Below are 22,341 nucleotides of genomic sequence, written 5' to 3' on the forward strand. Positions count from 1 at the left end.
CCCGAGTCTTTTTGGGATTCTAATTTTTAGACTTCGATAAATTAAAATTTTGCGTGCAGATAAATCATCCCCTGCACTTTCTTTTCCGTTGTGCCCATCACAGGACTGACTGGTCCGACAACTCCAAATGGTGTGATTTGATTTCCCCGCGTTTGTGAAACCGACGCTCCCACTTCTACCAGCTTGCTTAACTTTTTAGTCCAATCAATGTGAATCGAAGAAACTGGAACCGTGTCATAAAACGGGTCTTTGCTTTTATTTGAAACTATTCTGCCAAGGTCCGCTCCGACCGAAAAGGTACCTAGTTTTTCCGTTGGAACAACCGCCTTGATTGAGTTTTTCAAAGCGACAGCGGAAGTAACATTCACGCCTTCGAGAAAATAAACATCCGTTCCCACAACAAGGTAAGCTTCTTTTTTGTCAGGTTTACTTGTGTCGTAGATCACACCAATACGATCATAAGTCGTCGTCAACTGACCATGATGTTTTTGCTCAATGTCCCGTGGCTGCCAACTCCAAGTTCTATCTGCGGATACAGTGAGGTTGAGATCTTTCCACTGGTGATCGACGCCGGTTTTGATTTCATTGCGAACTCCAGAAGAGGTTGTCTTTTTTTGATCTCCGCCGAGAGGTCTTAAATCCAAAGCCACTGTGTTGATTTCGATTTTGCCTGTCGTATCGTTGATGCGAGCTTCGCCTTTTAAGTGAGAGCCAAAAAATAAACTGCTGCGCTCCCCTTCTTTAAAACTTCTTGTCATAGCATCAAATCCGGGCGCTGAAATTTTTAAAGCACCACCGTAAACTTCCGCTGTCGCACGCACTTCATCAACCAACATGCCATCGGTAACAATGCTTGTTCCCGTGCGCGCTGAAACTCCCGCGGCTTCCAAACGGTAAGCCCCTTCGTCCGTCATCACTTTTGTTCCAAGCATAAATCCTTTTACTGAATCTGTTCCAAACTGCGCGGAAATAGTTTGTTCGTTTTGACTGGCTCTCACCGTCAAAGCGGCGGAGTCAGGCTTGAATCGTGCCACACCTTCAATCGAGTCTTGCACCCATTGGGCTGTTGCGGGTACGTATTCGTGTATTTTTCCGGGACGAGATTCTACGTATTGCGCTCCCGTAAGAACACCTAAGACTTTTGCAGAAACATCAACGGCAGACTGCAGATTTTTTTGTTTTGTATTATAAATCTGTGAATAATTTTGAACGTAATATTCGCCGGTTTTTGGATCGCGAAAATGCAAGATCGCGTGCCCACCGGCGTTGTCTTTCGTAAGATCTTGCTGCCATTGCCCCGTATGACGCCCCACTGCCTCAAAGCCCAAATTTTTTGCGACTTCGCCCAAAAGTTTGTGAATGTCTCCACAAACGCCACCTTCTTTGGCAGCCTTCACGGCATTTTGATAAACGGACTCTAGATTTTTATTTTCTTTTCCTGTTTCACTATAGCCATTAGACAAGCGACTGCCGAGCATGCTTAAGAACAATAACTTTTCTTCCGGCTTTAATCCGGCGACATTTCCCTTGGTAAACTTCAAAGCGTCATTGAAATTGCTTTGACTCAGAAATTGCGTGTAATAACTATTTACCACCACAAGTCGGTCACTGGAAATATTGAGATCTTGTGGATTTTTAAAAACGACATCGAGTTCTTTACCGACAGGTTTGGTATCGACCATAAAGTAGGCGTCGACCCATTTTGAATTTCCCGTTTTAATTGCTTTTGCGACTTTTTCGAGTGCACCGACAGAGCTGACTTCTTCTTTGGATTCAGTTGAACAGTTAAGGCAAGGTCCTTCTGCTTCCGTTGCAAAAAGCGAGATAGAAAATCCTAAAACCCCGACGATGCTGGCAAGAACGATCTGTTTTCTCATACCGTTCTTTTCGGGAAATTAGAGCTGAAACTGAAACTACTTAAGTCGAGCTAGAGGATAATAATGCGTTAAGATTTGCTTATAATTGCGACCACCTTGTCCCAAGGCTTTACTGCCCCACTGACAAAGTCCTACGCCGTGACCGAAACCTTGTCCTTGAAACTGAAAGCTCTCTCCGATTTTTTTCATTTCAAAAAGCGAACTGCGCAAATCCTGAAATCCCAACAGTTGGCGAAAGTCATTGGCCGAAATCAATTTCGATGGGGCATCGTTGAAAGCCACACGCACAGCTTTGATACGGTTTTCTGATGGAATTTTAATAAACTCCAAGGAAGAAAAATTTTCGACATGCAAACGACGACTTAGCTCTTCTTTACTAAGGCTCAATTTCCAATGAGCGCGAGGGTTTGTCGGACAAGAAGTGTCCACCGTAGTTCCCGCATTCACGCCATAGTTCCAGACATTTTGTGGTGTTGTGGTTTTGCCGCCGCAATCTGAATGGAAAAAGGCTTTAAGAACTTTGTTGTTAGAAGCGTAAAGCTTAATTCCTTCCGTTTCACGAACCGCTTGAACGGCTTTTTTGATGAGCGGATCATTTTCATCTTCCGCAAGCACGTGACGAAACACTTGATCGAGAATGCTGCTTTCTAAGTGATAGGGTTTATCCTTACGCTCCTCCATCACAGCCAAAGCATAAGATCTTGCCGCTACCGCTTGCGCTTTCAAAGTTTCCAGCGGCCATGACAAGGGCATTTCACTGGCAAGAACTCCGACGACGTAATCTTCCAAAGGCATAACACCTACAACATCGACATTCTTGTTTGCGTTCATGTTGAGAAGAACTCGCGACGGTAATGCCTGCGCTCCGACGCGAAGGTTTTCACCTTGAATGAGCAAATATTTTTCAGAAAAAAGATGTTCGGGATCTTGGTTGTTCACGCGCAAGGCCCAAACTTTTTTCCCTTCCTTTTCGAGCAAACGAACTTCAGCTTGTGCGTTTCTTGGGATAGCAACAGGCTTATAAGGTTGGTTGAGATTTTGAAAACGAAGAGCCAAGCCAGAGATCTGAACTTTTTTAGGTGCGCTCATCAAGCGCACCCGGACGACCTCGGAAGATGCCGATCTAGCATCCGAAAGAAAACTGACATACACAAAGATGAAACACAAAGAGGCCCAAATCAGTTTCACTGCAATTTCCATCCGTAGAAATTTGCCAAAACTTCATGTTCTGACCTCTTAATTAAACCTCATCCATCCAGGAGGATGAAAGTCTAGTTTTTCTTTTGCATCTCAACTAGGGGCTTAATGATGTCCAGCGGCAAAGGGAAAATGATCGTATTGGATTTGTCGCCAGCGATTTCCGTCAAAGTCTGCATGTAAGCGAGCTGCAATGCAGAAGGTGATCCCGCCAAAGTCAGCGACGCCTCTTGAAGTTTTTGCGCTCTTTGCACTTCCCCTTCGGCACTGATGACTTTTGCACGACGTTCACGCTCTGCTTCCGCTTCACGCGCCATCGCTCTTTGCATTTCTTTTGGCAGATCGATTTGTTTTACTTCGACCATCGTGACTTTAATACCCCACGCCTCCGTGTGCTTATCTAAAATACCTTGAAGGGCCGAATTGATTTTATCACGGTGCTCGAGCACATCATCAAGCGGGTATTGTCCCATCACTGAACGCAAAGTCGTTTGCGCCAACTGGCTTGTCGCGAAATAATAATCTTCAATTTTTGTGATCGCCTCAAGAGGAGATACCACTTTGAAATACACAACAGCATTCACCTGCATACTCACGTTGTCTTTTGTGATGACGTCTTGAGGTTGCACGTCCATCGCCACAGTACGCGTGTCGATTTTGATCATGCGTTCAACAAATGGAATAAGAAGAATCAAACCGGGACCTCGAACGCCGACGGCTTTACCAAGACGAAGAACAACACCACGTTCCCAATCGTTTAGAATTTTGATCATGGAACTTAAGATGATCCCGCCAATAACAACTATCGCTATTAAAAATTCCATTCGCACGTACTCCTTATTTTACTTTTTTTACATTCAATGTGAGTCCCTGTCTTGCAGTGACATGCACTCGATCATTTTCTTTTAATGAATCCTCAGAGACAAACTTCCACGTTTCTCCCATGATTTGAATCTGCCCACGATGGCCGTTGGCTTCGATTGTAACCACAATGCCATCTACCTTTGTTAAATCCGAATCAACATCACTGGATTTGTGACGAATCGTTTTCACAGCGAGATATCCAACCGCTAAGAAGAATAAACCCAACACTGAGACAACAGAAATAATTAATGAGAGCGGAAGAGTGTATCCCGTCGTCTGCGCATCAAACAAAAATAAACTTCCGACAAACACGGCGATCAACCCTCCAATACCGAGCGCTCCAAAACTTGGCAGGAAAATTTCTAAAACTAAAAAAGCAATTCCTAAAAGAATGAGCGCAAGTCCTCCCCACGCCACATCTAGTTTGTGGAAAGCCACCAAAGAAAGAAGCAAACCAATACCACCAATCACACCTGGAGCGATCATTCCGGGATGGGTGATTTCAACATAAAGAAGTGCCAAACTTCCCATAAATAATAAATACGCAAATTCGGGATCTGCGATGAAGCTGAGAACTTTATAGCGCAAGTCCGGCGTGAACTCTTGAAGATCACCTACTTTTACGGCGAGTTCTTTTTTCTCATCCACCAAAACAATCCGACCCTGAGCCTTCTGCAGAAAATCAATTTCATTTCCCGCTAATATATCCAAGGCTTTTTCTTTAACGGCGTCTTCTACACTCAAAGCGCGTGCTTCGGTCACAATCTCTTTTGAGAATTTCAAACTTCGCCCGCGCAGTCTCGTCACACCTTCCATCCAGCTGACCGTGTCGTTGACAAGTTTTTTGCGCAGATCTTCAGGTGTCTTTTCTCCGGTGCCTAAAATCGGTGTCGCTGCACCGATGTTTGTAGCAACAACTCCACCGTTGACGTGACAAGCTTGCAAAATAATAGCCCCTGCACTGCCTGCGTGACCACCGCTTGGTGTGATCAAACAGAGATAAGGAATAGGAGACGCTAAAATGCGTTCCACAATCAAACGCGTGCTTTGTAAACTCCCGCCGGGAGTATTCATACGCACGTAAATGGAGTCGCACTTTTTTTCTTTGGCTCTTTTTTCAGCGCGTTCTAAATAGTCCGTTGTCGAAGCAGAAATAGCTTCGTTGATTGTCACACCGACCGTGCAATTGGCCTGAGCTTTAAAAGTTCCTAAAAAAAGGACGCATAAAAAAAGAGCCAGGTTTTTCATAAGCCCAGCTCCTTCATCACCTTTTGCAAATCGTTCCACACGACTTTTTTGGCGGCCGCATCTTCGAGCAAATAAGCAGGACTGTAGGTCTCAATCCACTTCCCGGGGCCTTTAAAAATCAACTCTCCAATATCTTTAGGAAAGGAGCTAAAGACCACAACCACTTTGCTTTCACAAATTTTTGCGAGTTCGGAGGGAAGCTGAGAGCGATCGTCAACAGTGCAATCCAACTCCAACACTTGAATGTTTTTTAATTTCATCGCCGCTTTCATTTTATCAAAAAGATCGCGCACGTCTTTATTGAAAAAACTTTCTTTGGCTTGAGTTAGGATGTTTAAAAAAACCAACTCATAGTGCTGAAACTCGTGGGCCGTGAAAGGGCCTTCTGCTGAAAAAAAACGCGTCTTAACCTCATCACCTGTGCGACCGGCTTCCCCTGGCGACAGCATGACATTTTGAAGTCCAAGAACGTCTTGCAGATATTGAATATAGTCTTTCATTTCAGCCCCAATTGAGCGCATTTTACTCTAGACTAAAGGCGGTAGACTAATAAAACCGGATGCTAATGCGGCGCTCAAGGGATGTGAGGTCACATATAATAGACTTGAAGCTGCTTCAGCTCCGGGCCGCGGGCCCTGCGCTCTGCCGGCATCCGCCGGTCTCAAGTTGAGATGATTTCTGCCGATAAGATCTCAAGACACGGAGGTCGTATGGAAGTTTTCAGATTCAACATTATTCCTACTGAAGAATTTAATAAAAGAGAAGATTTCCGCAAAGCCGTGAACAACTGCGAGATCTGTGGGGCGGCTCTTGAGTTTAGTTATAAGCAGGAAAATGCTTTTGCAGTTCTTCAAGAAGATGCGAAGTGTTCATGCTGTGATTCTGAAAAAGAATCGACTCGTCACCGCGTGCATTAAAAGGCAGCACGCAGGCCTTTCGCAAAACCGATCAGCATTAAAAGAATTCCGGCAATAAGAAGAGCCATCGATGAGTGGCTCAATTTTGCAATCGCTCCCCACGTGACGGAACCTAATGCCATTCCTGCATAAAACACTGCGAGGAATACTCCCAGCATCGTAGCTTTTAAATGGGATTTTCCGGTGATCTGTCTTGAACTCATGTTCATAAGTGTTGCCAGGACCAACCACCCTGTGCCAGCTAAGAACATCGCGGCACATAAGAATCCGTAATTAGGTGCAAAACCTAAAATCAAAACTCCCAAGGCATAGATGATGTAAGAGCCCGCTAAAGATTTGTGAGTGCGATGCGGAAGCATGATTTTATCTGATAAAATTGCACTGAGGCACGCGCCCAAACCAAAGAAACCTAAGAGGGATCCGTATTGCAGGGAGCTGAGTCCCATCTCAACGCGACCTCTTGTTGGATACAAGGCCCAGAGTGAAGAAGCACAAAACGTGACAAGAAAAATTTCGATCCAAAGTTTTAAATTGTGCAGAGAAAAAAGTGGAATCCAATCTTCGGGTTGGAGTTTTATTTTTGGAGCTGCGGCTGCTTCAGCACTGCCCGCTGCCGCGTGTACTGGCCAGCGATAGAAAAAAATGATGAGACCTAAAAACGAAATGCTATTCACAAAAAAGGCACTACCGGGACCGAAACCGCTTAAGAGACCTCCACCAATTGTGGGTCCTAAGACGCGTGTGATGTTGATACCCATGTAGTAAACGAGCACGGCTTGCGCTTGCAGATGCGAAGGAACTAAATCAGTAAGTACCGACTGAAATGCTGGATTTGTTAAGGCGAGCCCAATACCCATCACAACGGACAATCCTAAAAGGCTTAGCTCCGTGACTTTTTCTTGCCAAACTAAATACGCTAAAAGACCTGCGGCAAAAAACATAAGACCTTGAGCGAAGAGCAAAATATTTCTGCGATGACCAAGGTCCGCGACGTATCCTGCAGGAATACTTAAAAATAAAATCGGCAAGCTGCTTGAAAAAGAAAGAAGAGAAATTACAAGAGGTGATGTATTTAAATGTGTCATCACCCATCCGGCAGCCACGTCTTGAATCCAGGTTCCGAGATTTGACAAAAACGCACAGATCCAGAAGGACCTATACACAGAAAATTTCATTGGAGACCAAACGGATTCGTTCATGACATCTGAATCATACAACGGAAAATCTTTGCGGGCGATCTTTGTTTCAGAAAAAATAAAAGTATCAGGAGGCCCTATGAAACTCTTAATGAGTATTTTACTCGGGTTTTTTCTTTCTCATCCCTGTTTTGCAAAATCAGATGCCGTAGAGATTTCAGTCAGCCCTTCTTCTCTTTCATCACAATCAGGCCGCTACTATTACTATAACTTCGGAAACGTACGCCTGAATTTCAGCGAGTGGGCCGACATCACCCTGCGCAATACGGGGGTGGAGCCCTTAAATATTCGTGGCGTCTTCATTATGGGCTCTGGTTATTGGGCGTGGAGCAATTGTCCAAACTTTTTAATTCCGGGACAAACCTGTCTAACCCGAGTGGAGTTCCGTCCTTGGTACGAAGGCTACTTCACCGGCCGACTTCGTTTTGCATTTTGGGATGATAGCATTTACGTCGACCTATATGGCTGGGGCGTTCGTTGGTAGGAGCTTATTTAATTCGGCGGAGGACTTTTTGCAGAAGGCTGTGCGCTTGTTCAATTTTCGCTGCGTAACCTAGAGCGAAATAGAGAACTCCGTAGATGGAAAGACCTACAATCGCGCGCCAAATAATATGGACACTTTTTTCCATTCCGTAGTGAACGATCGCGGCACCGGCGCCCGCACTGATAAGTGCTATCATCCAAACTTTGATTTGGTATTTGAAGCTTAAACCTGTTTTTCCGATTTTTTTATTCAGGGCTTTTCTTAGGAAATAAAACTCGATCCATCCGGCAAGCCCAGCCGATGCTGTCAACCCTGGTGTTCCCCATTGGGAATCAAAACCCAAAGCCTTAGGAAGATAGAATGCAAAGAGAACTCCCAACAATGTCGTGAAAATCACGCGCACAATGGCGAATTGCAACGGAGTTCTTGTGTCTTTCAACGAATAGAACGTGGAAGAGTACAGACGTCCTAATGTTGAAGCCAACAAACCCACTGTAGAACCCGCTAAGACCATCCATACGTAGCGTGTGTTTTCTTCTTGGAACTCCCCTGTTTGGAAAACAGCACCGACAATTAGGTTTCCTAAAAGCAAAAATCCCACAACAGAAGGAATGATAAAGAAAGCGATTTGCTCTAAACCGCGATTGAGTCTTCCCTGTAGGTATTCCTTGATTTCATGCTCAGAGCCTGTCGCTTGCGACATCGCCGGAAGCTCTGCAACAGAAACACTCATTCCGAAAAGACTTACTGGCAATAAATAAAGAGTCTGCGCATAAGCCAGCGCCGAGACCGCACCGGTTGGTAAAAGACTCGCAAGCATGTTGTCGATGTATGCGCTGATTTGCACAACACCGCGAGAAATAACAACTGGAACAAAATTTTTTACGACGGTTCTCACATGACTGATTTGCGTATTCAGTGACGGATAAATCTTTTTACCAAGACGAAGCGCTGACGGAAGCTGTATCGCAAATTGCAAAAAGCTTCCTGCAACTAAACCCCATGAAACCGTTGTTGCTAATTCAAATTGCCCTTGCTTAGAGCCCCAGATTGCAAGAGTTGCAATGATCGTGACGTTCCAAATAACCGGAGCCACATAAGAAAGAAAAAACTTCCTGTGAGAATTTAGAATCCCCAAACACCAAGCGGACATAACAAGAAAGCCAGTCCCTGGGAAAAGAATCTGCACAATCTTGATCGTCAATTCCCTTTTTTCTCCCTGGAAACCCGGCGCAATCAAGTCAATCAAAAATGGTGTGGCGAAAACACCGACTAAAACCAAAAGCGATGTCATGACGAAAAGTAAACTTCCGATAACAGAAGCCACCTTCGCCGCCTCTTCGTCATGTTTTTTTGCTAAGAGCTGTGCATAGACGGGAATAAAACTTGCTGAAAGAACTCCCTCACCAAAAAGATTCTGCAAGAAGTTGGGAATCTTAAGAGCCGCTTTAAAAGCATCCCCGGCGTCGGAGTTTCCAAAGAAGTGAGCAAAAACACGTTCACGGACAAGACCCGCAATACGACTTAAGAAAATTCCCAAACCCACTAAAAGGGCATGACTCTTCACTCTTCAACCTCAGCTTCTTCTTCATCCGGTTCATTTAATTGAAGCAGAATACGCTCTGCCAGCACCCTATTAAAGCCTTTAAGTTGCGCAATTTCTTCGGGTACCGCCGTCTTGATTTCATCAATAGAGTTGAAATGAGTCAAAAGAACTTTCTTTCTTTTTTCACCTAAACCCACCACGTAATCAAGTTCACTCTCTAAAGAGGTTCCTTCACGTAGCTTACGGTGGTAAGTGATCGCAAAACGATGGGCCTCATCGCGGATGCCGGTCAAAATGTGCAACGCTTCGGCATTGTGCTTAAAGGTCACCGGATTGGCCCGGCCTGGAAGGAAGAATCTTTCTTCTGTGGACTCCACCTCTTGTTTTTGGAAGTCGCTTTCGGTACGAGCTTTGGCTAAACCCACCACCGGAATGTCATTTCGTCCGATCTCCGTGAGGATTTTAATAGCCTGAGCCAACTGCCCCTTACCACCGTCGATCACAATCAATTGTGGATCGTCGTATTCCCTATGCTTAAAGCGGCGACTTAAAACTTCATACATGGAAGCAAAGTCATCAATGCCCTTCACAGTTCTAATTTTATAACGACGATAGTGTTCTTTCGCCGGAACACCTTCTTCAAAGACAACCTGAGACGCCACCGTCTCTGCACCTTGGAATGTTGAAATGTCATAACACTCGATACGACGAGGAAGCTCTGGCAAATGTAGTTTCTCTTTAATCTCATCCAAACCACGAAGTTTTTCTTCGGATTTAGAAACGTATTTCAAGAAATGTGACTTAGAGTTTTCGTTCGCCATTTCCACTAAGTTGCGACCACGCTCATCCGTTGCAAAACGCACGACGGACTTATTGCCCGAGCGTTCTTTTAAAACCTCGGCCATCAATTTTGTTAAATCATTGCCGATATCAAGCGGTAACAACACTTCATCAGGAATAAAGTTGTCTTCGTAGTATTGATTGAGGAAGTCCACCAACCATTCCCGTGGATCTTCACCCGCATCATTAGGATCAAAGTGAGGTAAGAAATGCGATCTAGTACCGATCACGCGACCCGCACGAACGTGGACTGTCTCAACAAGACATCCTCGCTCGTCACCATAAAAGCCCACGGCATCTTGATCTTTTTCAGAAGTGTCATTGATCACGGCTTGTTTTTCTAAGATCGCTTTAATCGCCTGAACAGAGTCACGCAGACGAGCGGCGACTTCGAATTTTTCTTCTTCTGCCGCCGTCATCATTTTTTCCGTGATACTTTTGATGACCTTCTTGTTTTGGCCTTTCAAGAAAAGCTTCGCGCCTTCCACCTCTTCGCGGTAGTCTTCTTTGGAAATATATTCTACACACGGAGCCGTACAGCGACCGATTTGATAAGTCATACAGGGACGAGTGCGTGTCTTAAACATCGCATCGCCACAGTCGCGGATTTTAAAAGTGCGATTCAGAAAACGAATGGTCGCCTGAACGGCAAAGCCCGAAGTGTACGGACCAAAATACAATGAGCCGTCTTTTTTCACCTTACGTGCTAAATACAGACGCGGATATTCGTCACTCCACGAAAAACGAATGTATGGATAGGCTTTATCGTCACGGAGACGAATGTTGTACTTCGGTCGATGTTTCTTAATAAGCGAAGCTTCAAGTAAGAAAGCTTCCACTTCAGTTTTTGTCAGAATGTATTCAACTTCACAGATATTCGAAACGAGCAAACGCGTTTTCGGTGAATGATCTTTATTGTCTGTGAAATAACTTCGAACACGATTGCGCAGATTTTTCGCTTTTCCGATATAGATAATCTTATCGGAAATATTTTTCATAAGGTAAACCCCACTCTGCGTGGGGAATTCTTTGACCTTCTCCCGGCATTCGTCGAACTTACTTGAGGCCATCCTTAACAACCTCCGCACTGTCCGATTCGACTTCACCGCTTCTCAAAGTTAATTCAGTAATTTGCAGGCGTTTGATTTCATCGCGGATTTTCGCCGCTTCTTCAAACTCAAGGTTCGCTGAATACTCTTTCATTTTGGCACGCAGCTTTTCAATTTCTTGCTGGATCTTTTCTGGCTGATGCGCAAATTTATTCTTCATTGCGCCGGCTTTAGCCTCACCCGTAAGAACCGTATTCGCCAAAGTCCCGTCGAAGACCTCACCAAGACCTTCTTTGATTCTTTTACGAATCGACTGCGGAGTAACACCGTGGGTCTGATTGTATTCTTGTTGAATACGACGACGACGATCTGTTTCACCGATCGCCTTTCGCATGCTTTCAGTCACTGTATCACCGTAAAGAATCACTCGCCCGTTGATATTCCTCGCGGCACGGCCAATCGTTTGAATCAAAGATCTTTCGGAGCGCAGGAAACCTTCTTTATCCGCATCGGTGATGCCGACAAGACTGACTTCAGGAATATCCAAACCCTCACGCAAAAGGTTGATACCAACAAGAACATCGAAAACTCCCAAACGAAGATCGCGCAGAATTTCAGTTCGCTCCACCGTTTGAATGTCACTGTGCAGATACTTTACTTTGATTCCAAGACTTTCATAATACTCGGTTAAATCCTCTGCCGAACGTTTTGTCAAAGTCGTGATGAGAACACGCTCTTTGTTTTTAATGCGCTCGCGGATCTCTTTAAGAAGATCATCCACTTGATGTTTCACCGGACGAACTTCGACAATAGGATCAATCAATCCTGTTGGACGAATAATCTGCTCGACGATGATCCCTTCGGATTTTTGCAATTCATAAGTACCCGGGGTCGCTGAAACATAAACGACCTTATCCATCATGCTTTCAAACTCTTGAAAGTTCAGAGGCCTATTGTCTAAAGCTGATGGCAAACGGAAACCGTGCTCTACAAGAGTCGACTTACGAGCGCGGTCACCACGATACATGCCCCCAATTTGCGGAACCGTGACGTGGGACTCGTCAATAAAAGTAACGAAATCTTTTGGGAAGTATTCAAGCAATGTTGGAGGAGGCTCACCGGGCCCCCGTCCTGTCATATGACGAGAGTAGTTCTCAATCCCCTGACAGAAACCCATTTGCTCCATCATTTCGATATCGTAGTAAGTTCTTTGCTCCAGACGTTGAGCTTCTAAGAACTTCATTTCTTGATTTAGCACAACCAAACGCTCGCGCAATTCCTCTTGAATGGTCTTAATCGCGCGTTTCAAGTTGTCGTCACTAGTGACGTGGTGACTTCCCGGATAAATGCCGATCTGATCGATCTCTTCCAACACTTGTCCTGTCAGAGGATCAATCCACGAAAGTCTTTCGATAAAATCACCGAAGAACTCGACACGAACCGCACGTTCTTCTTCGTAAGGAGGAAAGATCTCAACATTATCCCCGCGCACACGCACAGTGCCACGAGAGAAATCGACGTTGTTTCTTTGATATTGAATGCGAATAAGTTCTCGGAGTAAGTGATCTCGTTTCATTTCCGTATTGGAAACGATTTGAATCATCATGCCTTCATACGCTTCCGGAGAACCCAAACCGTAGATACAAGAAACCGAGCTCACGATAATAACATCGCGACGATCAAACAAAGAACGCGTCGCCGAGTGGCGCATGCGATCGATCTGTTCATTGATCGCGGAATCTTTTTCGATATAAGTGTCTGTGGAAGGAATATAAGCTTCTGGCTGATAGTAATCGTAATAACTAACAAAGTACTCAACGGCGTTGTGAGGAAAAAGCTCTTTGAACTCTGCATAGAGCTGCGCCGCCAAAGTTTTATTCGGAGCCAACACCAGTGCTGGTTGATTCAACTTCGCAATCGTGTGCGCCATCGAAAAAGTTTTTCCCGATCCCGTCACGCCTAACAATGTTTGATGTTTCAAACCCGCATCAAAATTCTCAAGCATCTGCTGAATCGCGCGCGGCTGATCCCCAGAAGGTTGAAACTCCGACACCAGTTGAAAGTTCTTTTTATAAGTAGAGCCCATCCCTCTAAGCCTACCATAATTTCAAAAGGTGCCTGCTTCTTTTTTCTGGCTACAACGCATCAACTTGCGAGTGAAACTTAGATATGATGCCGTGTAGCCAGAAACCGTAGTAGACTTTGGGCATGAAATTTTTAAAACGAAGCCTGCTCGGCCTTGTCATTCTTCTTGGTATTGCTTCTCTCGGAATTTATTTTTTCCTTAAAAGTTCTCAAGCCCCCATGGATGGGACTTTGAAAATTCAGAACCTCTCACATCCGGTGAAAGTGACTCGTGATACTTTTGGAATTCCTCACATTCGCGCGGAAAATAAACTCGATGCCTTAAGAGCGTTGGGATTTGTTCAGGCCAGTGAACGTCTTTTTCAGATGGAGCTTTCTCGCCGCATGACTCAAGGTGAGCTGAGCGAAGTCTTTGGTGAAATCGCATTAAAGAGTGACAAACTTTATCGCAGCTTGATGCTGAAACGGTCCGTTGAAAGAATGCTCGCTCTTGAAAAATCCCAAGGCCGTTTTGATCAGCAAGTATGGAATGAGATGGAGGCGTACTTTGATGGCATCAATCAGTATATCGCCACTCGCCCGCTTCCGTATGAGATGAAGATTTTGGGGCTTAAACCTCGCCCATTCACGCCTCTTGATGCCTACATCATGACAGGTCACATGGCTTACAGCTTTGGAATTGCTCTAAAGGCTGACCCCTTAATGACGAAGCTTGCTGACAAACTTCCTCTCAATCAGTTTCAGGCCCTGAGAAATGACCCACTGAAGGCACCCATTAAAATTGCGGCGACTTCAGCTTTGGACCGCTGGTCCTCCGCTCTGCATGCTATCACTCCCGAAGGACTCTTTATTCCTTCATTCGAAGGGAGTAACGCGTGGCTTGTAGGGCCCGAGCGCTCGCAATCGGGAAAAAGTATTTTCGCAAATGACCCGCATATTGGTTACAGCTCTCCGGCTGTTTGGTTTGAAGCACACATCCAAACGCCGGAGTTTGAAATTTACGGACACTATCTGCCTTTAGTTCCGTTTGCAGTTTTAGGTCACAACCGTCATCACGCTTGGGGTTTTACTATGTCCCTTGCAGACGACATGGATCTTTTCCGTGAAACTTTAGATAAGGAAAAGAAAACAGTTTTATTTAAGAACAAACCTCAACCTTATCAAGAGTGGACAGAAGTTATTAAAATCAAAGATCAACCGGATCTTGTGCTCAATATGATTGAAACTTCTCATGGCCCTATCATGGATGAGTTTTTGTCAGAGAAAAATTTGGCACTCAAATGGGCCTTCCACCGTCCTGAAAACAATCCGATGCGTGCTTTAAGAAATATGGCAGAAGCTAAAGACATCAATGCCTTTGAGGCGGCTCTGCAGTATGGCACAGCGCCTGGACTTAACGTGATGTATGCCGATGCAGAGAATATCGCATGGTGGGTTTTTGGCGATATTGCCGTTAAGAAAAATCCAAACTCGGATATGATTCTCAATGGCAGCACTGGAACTGACGAATACGAACGCCTTCTTCCGTGGAATGAAAAACCACACTCTGTCAATCCAGAGTCAGGCTTTATCGTGACAGCGAACTCTCGTCCTCAAGGATTGAACGCGAATATTCGCGGCGACTGGCAGTCTGACGATCGCTTCCAAACAATTTCTCGTGCCCTTGCCGAAAAAGATCAGTGGAGTGTGGAAGAATTCAAAGCGCTTCAAACTGAAAATTTCAATTATCAGAATAAAAATATTCTGAATAAAATGTTTGAGCATGTTCGCCTCAACGATACCGAAAATGCGAAATACAAAAATAAACTCGAAGCCCTTAAGTCTTGGAATATGCAGTCCGATGTGAATTCCAAAGAGGCGAGCCTCTTCCATCAATGGAACAACGAAAATATTTTATTGATGCTTGAAGATTTCGACGAAGACACAAGAGCTGCTTATCTCAACACTCCTTACGCTTGGGTGTTCTATGAAAGAGCTATCTTAAATCCAACTTCGACATGGTGGACTCATAAGAATTATACAAAGGTTGTAACAAAGGGTTTTATGGCCGCGGCCGAAAAACTTTCTAACAATCCAACTTGGGGAACACTGCACACGATTGAATACATGCATCCATTAGGAAGAAGTTACCCTTTGAATAAGATCTTCAATCTTGGTCCTTATCCAATGCCGGGCTCCTACAACGACATCAACAACAATAAAATGCGCTCCATGGGTGGCGACTTTAAAGTCGTTGCCGGACCGTCCACTCGCCGTATTATCGACTTTGCAAATCCACAAAAAAGCTGGGGCATCAATCCCATCGGAAACTCCGGACACATGCTTTCTCCTTTCTACAAGGACCAAGTGCAAATGTTCCTCGACGGAAAATATCGTCCACAACTGATGGATGAAAAAGACATCGCTGCCGCAAAAACCCATGAACTCATTCTTGAGTAAATGCAAACGCACAGGAGTCTAAGTGACACTGGACTCTTGTATCCTCGCACCTTACAAAAAGATTAGGTCTCGCTCAGAATTCCCTGTGCCACTATCACTCTGTAAGAAGGAGATGTTATGGCATTGCAACTCTTTACATTTTTCTTTGCGACACTCTTAGCCGGAACCGTGTTTGCTTATCCCAACGTGGGAGACAAAGTTCAATGGACAGGCACCGTGAAACAACCTGATGGTTCGTTAATGGAAGTAAAAATCATCAAAGAAGTGACGAGCTTTAATAAAAAAGAAAATAAGTGGACTGTAAAATACGAAGCAACAATGGGAAGCGAAACTTCGACTCAGCTCATTCAAGTGGACAATCTCTACTCCCCTGACCGCTACAAAGAAATGATGGCCAATTGCATGCTTCAAGGCGGAGTTGTTGAGAAAATCTCTACACCAGCTGGCAACTACGACACTTGCAAAATGACGACGGTCGCATCCGATGGGAGCACTGTTGAAAAATGGTGGGGAAATATTCCATTCGGTGTTGTGAGCAAAAATACCCGCACCAACAACACCGCTCTTTTGAAAAAACCTGATCTTAATTCTGTGATCGCAGGACTCTAAACAGACAATGAAGCTGCTTCAGCTTCGGGCCGCCGGCCCTACGCTCTGCCGGCGTCCGCCGACCTACTTCGTTACTTCCCAGAAGCTGCCTTCTGGAGTGTCGCTCACTGAAATACCCATTTCGGTGAGCTTCGCGCGCAATTCGTCAGACTTCGCAAAATCTTTGGCGGCGCGGGCTGCTGTTCTTTCTGCAATCACAGCTTCCACTGCCGAGCGCTCAATTTTCATTTGCGCAAGCAAACGGCTGTCTAGATCTTGCAAGAATGCTTGAGCTGGTTGTTGGAACAAGCTCATCAAGGCACCCACGCGATGAACGAAGTTACGATACGCCAGTGCTTTTCCCTGAACTGCTGGATTTACTTTTAAACCACGACGAACTTGATTGTTAAACTGACGAGTCACTTCAAACAACGCCGCAAAAACTTCTGGAGTTCCGAAGTCGTCATTCAACGCTGTTGTTACTTTATCCCAAGCTTCCTTCGTGATTTTTTCAAAACCAGGTTCAGGTGGTAAAATACTATAATCAGATCCAGAAATAACTGGGAGATAACTTTCTGCCACGGCAAGTGCTGAATAAATCCGCGCAAGTCCTGTTACTGCACGACCAATAGAATCATCCGAGAAATCACTGACACTGCGATAATGCACATTGAGCATCATCCACTTGTAAACCTCCGGCGGATTCACCTCCAGGAACTCACGCATAGAAACGATATTCCCCAAAGACTTCGACATTTTTTGAGAACCGAAGTTGATCATATTCCAGTGCATCCAGTACTTAACGAACTGCTTATGAGTGCAGCCTTCACTTTGCGCGATTTCATTTTCATGGTGCGGGAAAATCAAATCCATACCGCCACCATGAATATCAATCTGATCACCAAAAATATCTTTGATCATCGCTGAGCATTCAATATGCCAGCCCGGACGTCCAGGCCCCCATGGAGAAGGCCAAGAAATTTCGCCCGCTTTCGCAGACTTCCAAAGAGCAAAGTCTTCAGCATTGTGCTTCTTTTCATCCACATCAATGCGAGATCCCGCTTGTTGATCTTCCACTTTGCGACCACTCAATTTTCCGTATCCATCAAAAGATGAAACGGAGTAGTTCACGTCGCCGTCGGCCTGATAAGCCATTTTATTTTCAATTAATTTCGAAATCACAGCACGAATGCCGTCCATGTGCTCAGTGACTTTCGGATTGAAGTCATGAGGACGTAAACCCAATGTCGCAAAATCTTTTTTGTATTCAGCGATATAAAGTTCCGAAACATCTCCCGCCGATTTCCCCATTTCATTGGCGCGCGCGATGATTTTATCATCCACATCGGTGAAATTCAGAGCGTACTGAACTTTATAACCAAGCTCCTCCAACCAATTGCGAACCAGGTTAAAAAATACAACACCGCGAAAGTTTCCCACGTGCAGGAAATTATAAACCGTCGGACCGCAGACGTAGATTTTCACTTCACCTGGAGTGAGCGGTTTAAATTCCTCTGTCTGGCGACTGAGCGTGCTGTAGATTTTTAAAGACATATTTCACCTATGTTTTCGCCAATGCCTGCTCTGCGCGAGCAATCAAAGATGTTTTCTTAATAAGAGGCACAAGGATCTTCAATTCAGCTCCGTGAGGTTTTCCGATCACCGCCACACGAATTGGCATAAAGAGATTTTTCCCTTTTGCACCTGTCTTGTTTTTCACTTCGTCTTGATACTTCAAGAACTCATCTTCCGTCATAAAATCAGAAGGATGCGCTTTCACAAGTTCCAACCACGCCGTCAAAACAGCCTTTGTCGGCTCCCATTTCAAAGTCTCATCAGCCTCTGGCAAAATCACATAAGACTTGTCATTCAGAGGTCTGTAAAGCTCCACGGCATCAGCCAAAATTTCCATATACGGCTTAAACAAAGCAATCGACTTATCTTGCCATACAGGATCTTGCGGAAGTTCCATTTTCTCACGCGCCAAGAACGGCTGAATCGCTTTCCAAAGTTCTGCATTCGGAAGCGCACGCAAGTGCATCGAGTTCATCCACTTAAATTTCACACGGTCAAAGATCGCGCCTGATGGATTCAAACGAGAAATATCAAATGCCTGCTTCATATCTTCCACAGTCATGATCTCTTTGCCTTCGGGATGTGACCAACCAAGAAGAGCGATGAAATTCAAAACGGCGGAAGCCAAGTAGCCTTCTTCTTTCAACTGGCCGCAAGCCACAGCGCCTTTGCGCTTAGAAAGTTTTTGACGATCTTCATCCAAGATCAAAGCCATGTGACCGAACTCTGGTAATGGCCAGTTCAAAGATTCATAGATCATCATTTGGCGCAAAGTATTTGGAAGATGTTCTTCCGCGCGGAAGACGTGCGTGATCTTCATCAAGTGATCGTCAACAACACAGCAGAAGTTATAAACAGGCATACCATCAGAGCGTAAAAGAACAAAATCGCCCACCATGTCTGATGGGAACTTCACTTCTCCACGCACTAGATCTGTAAAGATATAATCTTTCGCAAGACCTTTTGTTTTGAAACGAACAACACCTTTGTTGCCTGCCTTCAAATGATCCAACGCTTTTTGCAAGGACCAATCTTGATAGGGAGAATTCACATGCGGAGAGCGGCCGGCAGCCAAAGCCTCGGCTCTTTGTTTTTCAATTTCTTCATCAGTCAAAAAGCAGTAATAAGCTTTGCCCGCTTCAAGAAGTTGGTCCGCATATTTTTTGTAGATATGTTGGCGCTCACTTTGACGATAAGGACCGTTAGGACCGACGTCTTTTAAAGTTCTTGGATCCACCCCTTCATCCCAAAGAAGGCCCAACCACACAAGATCATCCACAACTCCACGAAGAGATTCTTCTGTTGAGCGCGCTTCATCCGTGTCTTCAATACGAAGAATAAATTCGCCACCGTTTTTCTTGGCAAAAAGATAGTTGTAAAGAGCGGTTCTAGCTCCGCCGACGTGCAAATATCCCGTCGGAGAGGGGGCGAAACGAACGCGAGGATGTGGGGCGATTTTTGAGGTCATGGATGCTCCAAAATAAAAAAGGCTTGGTCTTTAAAACCAAGCCTTGAATTTATTATGTTTTTTGGAGTTCGTCCAGCGGCTTACGCGGTGATACCGAAGATCGCTTTGACTTCTTCTTCTTTGAAAAGCTCTTCTTGGCTTGTTGCCAAAGTGAGTTCTTTTAGAAGAAGGCTACGAGCGGAATCAAGCATCTTGCGCTCGCCGAAGGAAAGCTCTTTGTCCGCTTTTAGAAGGAACAAATCGCGTAAAACTTCAGCAATTTCAAAAACAGAACCTGTCTTGATTTTCTCCATGTACTCGCGATAACGGCGATTCCATGTTTGGTTGTCGATCTTGATGTCTTTTTCTTTGAGAATACCTACAACGCGTGCTGCTTCTGTCTTAGAAATAATAGGACGAAGTCCCGCAGATTTAACGTTCGTTGTTGGAATCATGATTTTCAGGCCCGTGTCCACTAACTGCATATTGTAGAATGTTGTCTTTGTGCCCAACATTTCTTTGGTTTCAATAGAAACCACTTTAACAACGCCATATCCAGGATAAACTGCATTATCACCGATACTAAACGTTTGCATTCGAGAACCTCCCCCTGAAATTAGATAGGGTTACGACCTTCAACGTTCTATCAAATTTGACACAAGTTATCAAATCAGAGCACCGTGTCTGGAAATAATTTCAGAGGATTTTTCAAAAGAAAAAAGCCCGGAATAAACCGAGCCTTTTTTAGTAATACCAATAACTTATAACGATAAACTAGAATTACAACTCAGTAGCTGTATAAACAAGTGCATAAGCCTGAGCGCCGTTCTTGCCCTGAGGAACTTTATAACCCTTTACAGTCAATTTGTAAGTTCCAGCCGGAAGGCCTGCTTTTTCGATCATTTCAAGGTTGTTGATGTGATCGTTCATGCTCAATGTTTGACCGTTAGGCATCGTCAAAACTAAGTCCAAGTCATTTACTAGAGCTTGAGCGGCATTCGCCGAACCTGGAGCATCTGTCCAAACAAGGTTCGCGTAAAGCTTGCCAGTGCCAGTCAAAGTAAACTCATAAGAATCCTCAGATCCTTGCGCGACACCGTTACGGTTGTCGATCAACTTCGTTTTTGGTCCCAAGTTCAAAACATTGGAAACATCCACACGACCGTAACCTTCGTCAGAGTTCGGGCGACGAGTCAAAATCTCCTGACCACGAGCCGCACCGATCTCACCGAATTGCCCCGGATACATATCAACTGCTGTGTGAATCATCACGGCTTTCATCAAAGCGCCTGATGGATTTTGCACGCCCAACTTTTCAATCACGATTTGACGAGCCACTGCCGCAGCACCTGCCGTCAACGGCGTTGCCATTGAAGTACCGCCCGACCAAACGTAGTCTTTGTTGTAAGCGCCCCACAAATCAGAAGCGTCTTTCACTTGAGATTTAACGCTCAAGATGTTTGTTCCCGGAGCCACGATGTCTGGTTTCACACGGCCATCACTTGTAGGTCCACGAGAAGAGAACATCGCCAAACCATTTTCGTTGTTAGAGATGTAATCGCTGTAGATAGGTTCCGCTGGCCATTCATCTTTAGCTGCTCTTAGTTTGCTGATTGGAACTTGGATACCACCTGTAGAAACTTTGTTTTCAGAAGCTCCCACAGTGAGAACGTTTTTCGCTGTTCCTGGAGACGCCATGGAGTTGGCATCGATACGGCCGTCCTTGTTTTTATCTGCGCCAGAGTTACCAGCCGCAAATAGGATCAACATATCAGGATTTGCGTAAAGCCATTCGTCAACTTGGATTGCGAAGTTGTCGTAAGCACCAAAAGTACGAGCACCACCCCAAGAGTTTGTATGGATGCGAGCGCCTTCAGAGTATGCTTTTGTGAAAAGATCACCCAGTTTCGAAGGAACGCTTAAGTTTTTAAGCATTGGCGACCACATACCTTCAGCCACCATTTTTGCTTCGTAAGCTCCGCCTTTAAGAAGACCTTTTGAAGCTGTTCCGCGACCCATCACAGATCCGGCAACGTGAGTTCCGTGACCCATTGGATCGTCCCAAGTTTTAGACCACAAACCGAATGGGTAACCTGAAGTCACTCCACCTGCGAAGTCTTGATGAATAGAAGCTACGTTTCCAGAATCCAAACCTGTGTCAGCCATGGAAACGATCTGACCGCGGCCTGTGAAGCCTTGTGCCCAAGCGGCATCAAATTTCATCACGCGAGTTCCAGGCTCGTCACCTGTTAGATCCGAGTAATCGCCTGCCGCTGTTGCGTGAACATCACCAGCAATATCTTGATCCATCACGAAGTGAAACAGTTCGATCTCTGGAGTTGGTTGAACGTTTTCAACACCTGTCAATGCTGCCACTTGAGCTACTGATCCGCGAGGAACCAAAGCCATAATAGACTTTCCACCAACAACTTGAAGTTCTACTTGAGGATTTAGTGCCGTCATTTGAGAAGCGATTTTTTCAGCCTCAGAAGACTTAAAGATCTTCACTAAGACACTTTGAACCGTGTCTTTATTAAAGATGCTCGCCACTTCGAACTGAGAACTTACTTTATAAGAAGGAGCATATTTAACCACTGCTTGAACTTCTGGGTGGTTATTCTTGAAAGAAACTAGATTTGCGTAAGTACCGCGAACCACTAAAGCATCATCTGGAAGATAACCGAAAACTTCAAACTGTCCTTTAAGTTTTGCTTTGTCAGCTTCTGTGATCGCCTTTTTAAATTGCACGATGTACTCAGTCGCCTGAGTTTCCATCATCCAAGATGCGGCGTAGTTGTTAGAGATTTTATTCGTATCAATGGCGCCTGCATTCAGTTTCAAAACTGTGCCGGCACTTGCTGCACTCACTGTTAACATCGCAACAGCGGATGCCACTGTGATATTTTTCACAAGATGATTCATAGATTTCCCCCCTCTACGAGGAAAATCAGATCACGACCGAAGTCGTGGAGCAATAAAGAATTCTAAT

17 protein-coding genes are annotated in these 22,341 nt (G+C 44.9%); 4 read left to right on the forward strand and 13 right to left on the reverse strand.

Annotated features, from left to right (window positions below):
* Positions 1-41 precede the first annotated feature (41 nt).
* The 5 genes from AAAA78_RS10705 to AAAA78_RS10725 all read right to left on the reverse strand — a co-directional run bounded on the left by AAAA78_RS10705 (position 42) and on the right by AAAA78_RS10725 (position 5,686).
* Complete coding sequence (locus tag AAAA78_RS10705; RefSeq protein WP_340592029.1) at positions 42-1,877, reverse strand: hypothetical protein; 1,836 nt, start codon at positions 1,875-1,877, stop codon at positions 42-44.
* Positions 1,878-1,913: 36 nt separating this feature from the next.
* On the reverse strand, positions 1,914-3,065 hold the full coding sequence (locus tag AAAA78_RS10710) for a SpoIID/LytB domain-containing protein (RefSeq protein ID WP_340592030.1): 1,152 nt from the start codon (positions 3,063-3,065) through the stop codon (positions 1,914-1,916).
* Positions 3,066-3,148: 83 nt separating this feature from the next.
* Positions 3,149-3,898, reverse strand: coding sequence for a slipin family protein (locus AAAA78_RS10715; RefSeq protein ID WP_340592031.1), 750 nt, complete (start codon positions 3,896-3,898; stop codon positions 3,149-3,151).
* 13 nt (positions 3,899-3,911) lie between these two features.
* The gene (locus tag AAAA78_RS10720) at positions 3,912-5,186 is read right to left on the reverse strand and encodes an NfeD family protein (RefSeq protein WP_340592032.1); all 1,275 of its coding nucleotides are present in this window, start codon (positions 5,184-5,186) and stop codon (positions 3,912-3,914) included.
* A complete protein-coding gene (locus AAAA78_RS10725; RefSeq protein WP_340592033.1) occupies positions 5,183-5,686 on the reverse strand; it encodes a hypothetical protein in 504 nt (167 codons plus the stop codon). Before AAAA78_RS10725 ends, AAAA78_RS10720 begins: the two co-directional genes overlap by 4 nt.
* Before the next feature lie 210 nt (positions 5,687-5,896).
* On the opposite strand from AAAA78_RS10725, the gene AAAA78_RS10730 reads away from it, so the two are divergent.
* The gene (locus AAAA78_RS10730; RefSeq protein WP_340592034.1) at positions 5,897-6,103 is read left to right on the forward strand and encodes a hypothetical protein; all 207 of its coding nucleotides are present in this window, start codon (positions 5,897-5,899) and stop codon (positions 6,101-6,103) included.
* Here AAAA78_RS10730 and AAAA78_RS10735 read toward each other — a convergent pair.
* Positions 6,100-7,302 (reverse strand): MFS transporter, encoded by a 1,203-nt coding sequence (locus tag AAAA78_RS10735; RefSeq protein ID WP_340592035.1) that lies wholly within the window; start codon positions 7,300-7,302, stop codon positions 6,100-6,102. The two genes, AAAA78_RS10730 and AAAA78_RS10735, sit on opposite strands and share 4 nt — an antisense overlap.
* A gap of 76 nt (positions 7,303-7,378) precedes the next feature.
* Between AAAA78_RS10735 and AAAA78_RS10740 the strand changes: the two genes are divergently transcribed.
* Complete coding sequence (locus AAAA78_RS10740) at positions 7,379-7,783, forward strand: hypothetical protein (RefSeq protein ID WP_340592036.1); 405 nt, start codon at positions 7,379-7,381, stop codon at positions 7,781-7,783.
* Positions 7,784-7,787: 4 nt separating this feature from the next.
* Here AAAA78_RS10740 and murJ read toward each other — a convergent pair whose 3' ends face one another.
* From murJ to uvrB, 3 genes are read right to left on the reverse strand one after another with little or no spacing between them, the layout of a single operon-like run.
* Positions 7,788-9,350, reverse strand: coding sequence for a murein biosynthesis integral membrane protein MurJ (gene murJ / locus AAAA78_RS10745; protein WP_340592037.1), 1,563 nt, complete (start codon positions 9,348-9,350; stop codon positions 7,788-7,790).
* Positions 9,347-11,239, reverse strand: a complete 1,893-nt coding sequence (uvrC, locus tag AAAA78_RS10750; protein ID WP_340592038.1) for an excinuclease ABC subunit UvrC — start codon at positions 11,237-11,239, stop codon at positions 9,347-9,349. The genes murJ and uvrC overlap by 4 nt, the downstream gene beginning before the upstream one ends.
* A complete protein-coding gene (gene uvrB, locus AAAA78_RS10755; RefSeq protein ID WP_340592040.1) occupies positions 11,226-13,304 on the reverse strand; it encodes an excinuclease ABC subunit UvrB in 2,079 nt (692 codons plus the stop codon). The genes uvrC and uvrB overlap by 14 nt, the downstream gene beginning before the upstream one ends.
* Positions 13,305-13,426: 122 nt before the next feature.
* Here uvrB and AAAA78_RS10760 point away from each other — a divergent pair, with 122 nt between their 5' ends.
* The gene (locus AAAA78_RS10760; protein ID WP_340592041.1) at positions 13,427-15,742 is read left to right on the forward strand and encodes a penicillin acylase family protein; all 2,316 of its coding nucleotides are present in this window, start codon (positions 13,427-13,429) and stop codon (positions 15,740-15,742) included.
* A 117-nt stretch (positions 15,743-15,859) separates the two neighbouring features.
* Positions 15,860-16,351, forward strand: coding sequence for a hypothetical protein (locus AAAA78_RS10765; protein ID WP_340592042.1), 492 nt, complete (start codon positions 15,860-15,862; stop codon positions 16,349-16,351).
* A 63-nt stretch (positions 16,352-16,414) separates the two neighbouring features.
* On the opposite strand, the gene cysS is transcribed toward AAAA78_RS10765, so the two are convergent.
* The 4 genes from cysS to AAAA78_RS10785 form a co-directional block, all read right to left on the reverse strand.
* Positions 16,415-17,884: a cysteine--tRNA ligase gene (cysS, locus tag AAAA78_RS10770; RefSeq protein ID WP_340592043.1), complete on the reverse strand. Its 1,470-nt coding sequence runs from the start codon at positions 17,882-17,884 to the stop codon at positions 16,415-16,417.
* 7 nt (positions 17,885-17,891) lie between these two features.
* Positions 17,892-19,373 carry a glutamate--tRNA ligase gene (gene gltX / locus AAAA78_RS10775; protein ID WP_340592044.1) on the reverse strand — a complete coding sequence of 494 codons (1,482 nt, stop codon included), beginning with the start codon at positions 19,371-19,373 and terminating at the stop codon, positions 17,892-17,894.
* 80 nt (positions 19,374-19,453) lie between these two features.
* The gene (locus AAAA78_RS10780; protein ID WP_340592045.1) at positions 19,454-19,948 is read right to left on the reverse strand and encodes a CarD family transcriptional regulator; all 495 of its coding nucleotides are present in this window, start codon (positions 19,946-19,948) and stop codon (positions 19,454-19,456) included.
* A 184-nt stretch (positions 19,949-20,132) separates the two neighbouring features.
* Entirely contained in the window at positions 20,133-22,274 is a 2,142-nt protein-coding gene (locus AAAA78_RS10785) for a S8 family serine peptidase (RefSeq protein WP_340592046.1), read from the reverse strand.
* Between the last annotated feature and the right edge of the window lie 67 nt (positions 22,275-22,341).

Source organism: Bdellovibrio sp. BCCA (assembly GCF_037996825.1).
Lineage (GTDB): Bacteria > Bdellovibrionota > Bdellovibrionia > Bdellovibrionales > Bdellovibrionaceae > Bdellovibrio.